Source organism: Collinsella sp. TM09-10AT (assembly GCF_003436275.1).
Taxonomy (GTDB): Bacteria; Actinomycetota; Coriobacteriia; order Coriobacteriales; family Coriobacteriaceae; genus Collinsella.
The window spans coordinates 36,557-43,225 of record NZ_QSOP01000020.1 but is presented as its reverse complement, the minus strand read 5'-3'; the positions used below and the strand labels follow the sequence as shown (position 1 = coordinate 43,225).

General features: G+C 59.5%; 5 protein-coding genes. 4 read left to right on the top strand and 1 reads right to left on the bottom strand.

The features are described from left to right. Nucleotides 1–65: 65 nt before the first annotated feature. Nucleotides 66–875 (bottom strand): MBL fold metallo-hydrolase, encoded by an 810-nt coding sequence (locus DXD77_RS08395; protein ID WP_117648406.1) that lies wholly within the window; start codon nt 873–875, stop codon nt 66–68. Nucleotides 876–923: 48 nt separating this feature from the next. On the opposite strand from DXD77_RS08395, the gene tilS reads away from it, so the two are divergent. The 4 genes from tilS to DXD77_RS08375 all read left to right on the top strand — a co-directional run bounded on the left by tilS (nt 924) and on the right by DXD77_RS08375 (nt 6,669). After that, nucleotides 924–2,465, top strand: a complete 1,542-nt coding sequence (gene tilS, locus DXD77_RS08390) for a tRNA lysidine(34) synthetase TilS (RefSeq protein WP_199409025.1) — start codon at nt 924–926, stop codon at nt 2,463–2,465. 148 nt (nt 2,466–2,613) lie between these two features. Continuing rightward, the gene (gene hpt / locus DXD77_RS08385) at nt 2,614–3,162 is read left to right on the top strand and encodes a hypoxanthine phosphoribosyltransferase (RefSeq protein WP_055251779.1); all 549 of its coding nucleotides are present in this window, start codon (nt 2,614–2,616) and stop codon (nt 3,160–3,162) included. Between the two features lies 1 nt (nt 3,163). Continuing rightward, a complete protein-coding gene (gene ftsH, locus DXD77_RS08380; protein ID WP_117648405.1) occupies nt 3,164–5,302 on the top strand; it encodes an ATP-dependent zinc metalloprotease FtsH in 2,139 nt (712 codons plus the stop codon). A gap of 176 nt (nt 5,303–5,478) precedes the next feature. Continuing rightward, nucleotides 5,479–6,669, top strand: a complete 1,191-nt coding sequence (locus DXD77_RS08375) for a pyridoxal phosphate-dependent aminotransferase (protein ID WP_117648404.1) — start codon at nt 5,479–5,481, stop codon at nt 6,667–6,669.

Below are 6,669 nucleotides of genomic sequence, written 5' to 3'. Positions count from 1 at the left end.
TCCAAGGGTTATACCCTAAGAGCAAACCACCCCTTTTAGGGGTGGTTTTGATTGTCTTGAGTGGGCTATTGAATAGTTGTCGGTTGATACTGACTTGCAGGGCGTATCGAGAGCTTCCGTGGCCCTTGAAGACAGGTGGCTGAGCTGCCGAGTTCATCATCGAGACTTGCATCAAGCGCGTTGGCATAGCTTTTGACGGTAAGGCTTGGACGATTATTGTCCTGGCTGATATGCATGGCGATGAGCTGTTCGGTGCGATCGGTAACAAGTTCTCGCGCGGCTTCGGCGGCCTGGTTGTTGGAGAGGTGCCCCTTTGTGGACAGGATGCGCTCCTGAAGAAAGCGTGGGTACGGTCCTTCGTGCAACATAGTTACATCGTGGTTACTTTCGAGCGCGAGAACTCGACAGTCTTTGAGGATGCCTATGGCCTTGCTCGATAACTCTCCGGTGTCGGTGGCAAACCCAATGGAATCATCGAGAGCATTAAATCGATAGCCGACAGGATTGATGACATCGTGCGATGTTGAGTAGGTTTGCACGTGGATGCCGGCAATGGGGAGCGTGTCGCCGGGGTCAAATTCCTCTACGGGCAGGTGCGCGAGGTTTTCTTTGCATGAAAGGGTGTCCCTGCTGGCAAAGAGGGGACCATGCCAGTGCTTGCACCATACATTGAGCCCCTTGATATGGTCACCATGCTCATGGGTGATTACTAGAGCGGCGACGTCGTCTGCCGAGAGGCCAAGCTCCGCCATGCGTTTAAGTGTCTCGCGGCGGGACAGGCCGTTGTCGATCATGATGAGCCCCTGAGGCCCCTCGACGAGTGCGCAGTTGCCTTTTGAGCCGCTGCCGAGGATATGAAGGTGCAGGCGAGACATAAGATTCCAAAGGATACAATGGGTGCGGATGAATAGAGGAGGAAGCGAATGCCAACGGTATCTCAGCACTATGGACATCATGCCGCGCCGAGGACGGATAAGAGCGCCCTGGCAACGCGGCAGGCCGCTGCCCCCGTAGTGCTCATGGTATCAGGCGGTGCGGACTCGACGGCGCTGCTCCTTATGGCTTGCACATCAAAGCTGGATATCCAGGACGGGCGCGGCGTCGCTCCCATTGCGCGCGAGCGATTGCACGTGCTGCATGTAAACCATCATCTGCGCGGGGAGGCATCCGATGGCGACGAGGCCTTTGTACGTGACCTGTGCGCGCAATACGGCTTGCCGCTGTGTGTTGAGCATGCCTATTTTGATGACGAATCGGGCAATATCGAGGCTGCGGCTCGCGAGGTGCGCTATGCCGCGGCACGGAGATATGTTCGCGAACTTTGTGCCGAATCGGGCGCACCGCGGACGGCGGCTCGTATCTGTACCGCGCATACTTCGTCGGACCGCGCGGAAACATTTTTGATGAACGCCATTAAGGGGTCGGGCCCGGCTGGGCTTTCGAGCATTCCCCGTCGAAGGAATATCGTGGTGCGCCCCTTGCTTGACCTAACTCATGGCGAGCTCGTGAGCTATCTGCAGGTGCACGGTCAGCCATGGCGGGAAGATGAAAGCAACGAGGACGTTTCGTACCTGCGCAACTATGTACGCCATCGGGTGATGCCGGTGGTGGCACGGCGCAACGCGAGCGTCTGTAAGACGATTGGCGCCGCCTGCGAGATCTTAGGCGATGAGGATGTCTTTCTTTCTCAGCTTTCGGCACAGGCGTTTCGAAGCTGCCTGCGCAAGGAAGCGGCGGGCGCACTGGTGCTCGATGCGCGCCGTCTTGCCGCCGCTGAGGTTGTGATTGCACGGCGTATCGTGCGGTTGGCGATTAAGCGCATCGATCCCGACGCGCGACCGGAGATGCGGCACGTGGAGCGCGTGCTCGCCTGCGTCGCTGCGGGCTCGGGCTCGGTTACGCTTCCTGCGGGAATTGATGCCCGTGTGGAGTTTGGCATGCTGGCGTTCAAGGCCCCGGCGGCGCGCGAGGGTTTAGTGGCCGATTGGATCTCCGTTCCCGGTCGTCTGCCGCTGGGGGCGGGGCATATGCTGACAGCGGAGCCGATGGCTGTGGAGCCGGGGTGCGATATCGTGCACCGTGCCCGCGAGCTTGCTGCTGCCGGAAAGGTTGCGGCCTTGGTGGATGCGGCGGCCCTGGGGTTTGCCGACTGCGATGGCGAGCGGATGTTAGCCGGCTCGCGCGGGGAGATTCCCACCGAGGCACGATCGGCGCGCCTGTGGGTGGATAGCCCTGTGCCGGGAGACGTGATGTGCCCGTTGGGGATGAACGGCCGAAGCAAGAAAGTGTCAGACCTGTTGAACGAGGCGCGCATTCCTGTTTCAGACCGCTCTGGCGTACCCGTGGTAAGAACGGCTCCGGGGGGTGCCGTAGTATGGGTCGCGGGCGTTCGCGCGGACGAACGTTTTAAGTGCACGGCGGCGACGCGCGTGGCCTATCTGCTTCGCGTGGTTGACGCGGATTAGCTCCTCGCACCAGCTTTTCTGTGCGGCGTTGACGGTATTCCCGCGCTGATGGTGCGCGGGCTGGAAAATATACCCCGTGCGCTGCTAGAATGTGTAGTTCGCGTCCATACGGCGGTGTGTGGGCGATTAAGCACAAGAAAGGGTTGTCATGGCTTCTCAACATCCGGATATCGAGAAGGTTCTGTTTACGCAGGAGGATATCGACGGTATCGTCTCTCGCCTAGGCGAGCAGATTACTCGCGACTACGCGGGTAAGGATCTGGTACTGATCGCGGTCCTGCGCGGCGCCGTGGTCTTTATGGGCGACCTGATGCGCAAGATCGAGCTGCCGACCAACATCGATTTCATGGCTGTTTCGAGCTATGGCGACGGTGTGAAGTCTTCGGGTATCGTGCGTATCATTAAGGACCTGGATATCGACATCCGTGGTCGCGACGTGCTGATCGTCGAGGACATTCTGGACTCGGGCCTGACCCTCAAGTACCTGATGAAGAACCTCGAGAGCCGCAAGCCCGCTTCTCTGGAGGTCGCCGCCTTCCTATGGAAGGACGTTGAGGACCGTACCTCGGCCGTCACGCCCAAGTATGTTGGAACCCATTGCCCCGATGCCTTTGTGGTGGGCTACGGCCTCGACTATGCCGAGCGCTATCGCAACCTTCCGTATCTGGGCATTTTGAAACCGGAGGTTTATTCGTAAGATGCCCGACGACCGTAACGATAACAATTCCCAGACTCCCCGGGAGCCTAAGATCCCGGGGATGCCCGGAGGCAAGAAGCCCACGCGTACGGGCTGGCTGTATTTTATTTTGGCTTGCGCGCTTCTGGGCTACGCCTTCTTTAACATGGGCTCCGGCTTTGCCAGCTCCAGCAATACCGTTAAGCTCGCGACGAGCGAGATGGTGAGCGCCATTAAGCAGGATCGCGTCGAAGATTTGACCTATACGGTTCAAGACGGAAGCGTGGCGGGTCATTACTGGAAGACGAAAAAGGACAAGGGTGATACGAGCGAGCTCAAGAGCTTCTCCTCGACCTATGTCGGCTCCGATTCGCTTGCCGAGCTTATGGCGGAGCACCCCGACACCAAGTACATCGTCAACACCAACGACCCCGATTTTTGGGGCGACTTGGCGATGAGTGTGCTGCCGACGATTGCCCTGATCGCCATCATGTTCTACTTTATGCGCCAGATGATGGGCGCCAATAATAGGAACATGCAGTTTGGCAAGACCAATGCCAAGACCAACGAGGCTACGCGTCCCAAGGTCAAGTTCGAGGACGTTGCCGGCGTGGACGAGGCAGTCGAGGAGCTCGAGGAGATCCGTGACTTTTTGAGCGATCCGGATCGCTATCGCAAGCTGGGCGCCAAGATCCCGCGTGGCGTGTTGCTGGTGGGCCCTCCGGGCACCGGTAAAACGTTGCTGGCCAAGGCCGTTGCCGGCGAGGCGGGCGTGCCGTTCTTTAGCATCTCGGGTTCCGACTTTGTCGAGATGTTCGTGGGTGTCGGCGCCAGCCGCGTGCGCGACCTTTTTAAGGAGGCCAAGTCTCAGGCTCCGTCGATCATCTTTATTGACGAGATCGATGCCGTGGGACGTCAGCGTGGAGCCGGTTTGGGCGGCGGCCACGACGAGCGCGAGCAGACGCTCAACCAGCTGCTGGTCGAGATGGACGGTTTTGAGGAAAGCGAGTCGGTCATCCTGATCGCCGCGACCAACCGCCCCGATTTTTTGGACCCGGCGCTGCTGCGTCCCGGCCGTTTTGACCGTCAGGTTACGGTCGACCGTCCGGACGTGAAGGGCCGCGAGCAGATCTTGCGCGTGCATGCCGAGAACAAGCCGATGGACGAGGACGTTAAGTTTGAGAAGCTCGCCCAGATGACCGTTGGCTTTACCGGCGCCGATCTGGCGAACCTGCTCAATGAGTCTGCGCTTTTGGCTGCTCGCCGCCATCGTTCCGTGATCTCGATGGACGAGGTCGAGGAGTCGATGGAGCGCGTGATTGCCGGACCGCAGCGCAAGGGTCGCGTGATGACCGAAGCCGAGCGCACCACGATTGCCTACCACGAGAGCGGTCATGCCCTGGTGGGTCATATCCTGGAGCACTCCGATCCGGTTCACAAGATTTCGATTGTCAGCCGTGGCCAGGCTCTGGGCTACACACTGCAGCTTTCGCAGGAGGATCACTTCCTCAAGACCAAGAACGAGATGCTCGATGAGCTTGCCGTGTTCTTGGGCGGTCGCGTTGCTGAGGAGCTCATGTGCGACGACATCACGTCGGGCGCGAGCAACGACCTGGAGCGCGCGACCAAGATGGCGCGCGAGATGGTCACGCGTCTGGGCATGAGCGAGGAACTGGGCACGCAGGTGTTTGGCGAGGCGCAGCATCAGGTGTTCCTGGGCCGCGATTACGCCGATCACCAGGATTATTCCGAGGAGACGGCGCGCCGCATCGATATCGAGGTTCAGCGCATCATGCGCGAAGCCCATCGCCGTGCGGTCGAGATTTTGGATGCCCGTCGCGATCAGCTCGATCTGATGGCGAAGGTGCTGCTTGAGCGCGAGACCGTCGAAGGCGACGCCGTGAACGCCCTGCTCGACAACGAGTGGGATGCTTACCTTGAGCGCGAGGGCGATATCCTGGCGGCCAAGGAGGAGCGCAACGCCAAGGCGGCCGGCATGCCGACCAAGAAGTGCTCGCCTCGCATGAGCGAGGAGGAGCTGGCGGCTGATGCTGCGGCCTTTGCGCAGGCGGCCATGCAGGAGGATGCCGAAGCCGCATCCGATGATGCCGGTGATGGCAATGCTGTCAACGCTGACGGCAACACCGACGCCGACAAATAGTTCTTGTAGCGAAAGCCTCTGCGGGGAAACCTGTGGAGGCTTTTTCTTTTGAGCGATATGTTGATTGGGGACAGACTTAAATGAGCGTTTTCACGCATTTAAGTCTGTCCCCAATCAACATTGTGGCGCTCTAGTTGGCTAAAGCGTACAATAGCGCCTATGCGAAAGGGGAACAGATGATCAACGAAACTATGTATGCTCGCGGTGCGGAAAGCTCCATCATCCGTGAGATTTTTAGCTATGGCCTTGAGCGCAAGGCACAGATCGGTGCGGAGAACGTATTCGATTTTTCGCTGGGCAACCCGAGTGTTCCGGCGCCCGCTGCTGTTGCTGAGTCCATTAAGAAGGCATTGGAGCTGCCGAGCGACCAGCTGCATGGATACACGCCTGCGCCGGGTCTGCCGCAATGTCGAGCGGCCGTCGCCGACTCGCTCAACCGTCGCTTTGGCACGAGCTATGAGGGCAAGGACGTCTTTATGACGGTGGGTGCCGCGGCTTCGCTCACCTGCACGCTCAACGCCGTTACGAACCCGGGCGATGAGGTTGTTGTTATCGCCCCGTACTTTCCGGAGTATCGCGTGTGGATTGAGAAGGCCGGCTGCACGTGTGTTGAGGCGCTCGCCGATGAAGATACGTTCCAGCTGAGCGTGAGTAACGTGCTCAAGGCGATTACCGACAAGACCGCTGCCGTCATTATCGACTCACCCAACAATCCGACCGGTGCCGTATATACACGCGACACGCTGACGCGACTGGCCAATGTTCTGCGCGAGGCCAACGCTCAGCGCGATCCCGAGAACCCGATTATGCTTATCTCGGATGAGCCGTATCGCGAGATTGTCTATGGCGCCGAGGTGCCTTGGGTGCCTTCGATCTACGAGCACACCATCGTGTGCTACTCGTACTCCAAGTCGCTTTCGCTACCGGGCGAGCGCGTCGGGTGGATCCTGGTTCCCAATACGAATCCGCAGGCTGCCCGTCTTATGCCGGCCGTCGCCGGTGCCGCCCGCACGCTGGGCTTCGTGTGCGCACCGGCGCTCTTCCAGCGCGTGATCATCGATTGCATCGATGAGCCGAGTGATGTCGAGGCCTATGCTCGCAACCGCACCGCGCTTACCGATGCACTAGCGGAGTACGGCTACACCTATGTTGAGCCGGATGGCGCGTTCTACCTATGGGTGAAAGCGCTGGAGTCCGATGCGAATGCGTTCTGTGAGCGCGCGAAGAAGTATGAGCTGCTCGCGGTGCCTTCGGATAGCTTTGGCATGCCGGGCTGGTTCCGCCTGGGCTACTGCGTGAGCTATGAGACAATCGTCAACTCGCTGCCTGCCTGGAAGCAGCTGGCCGACGAATATCGTCGAAAGTAA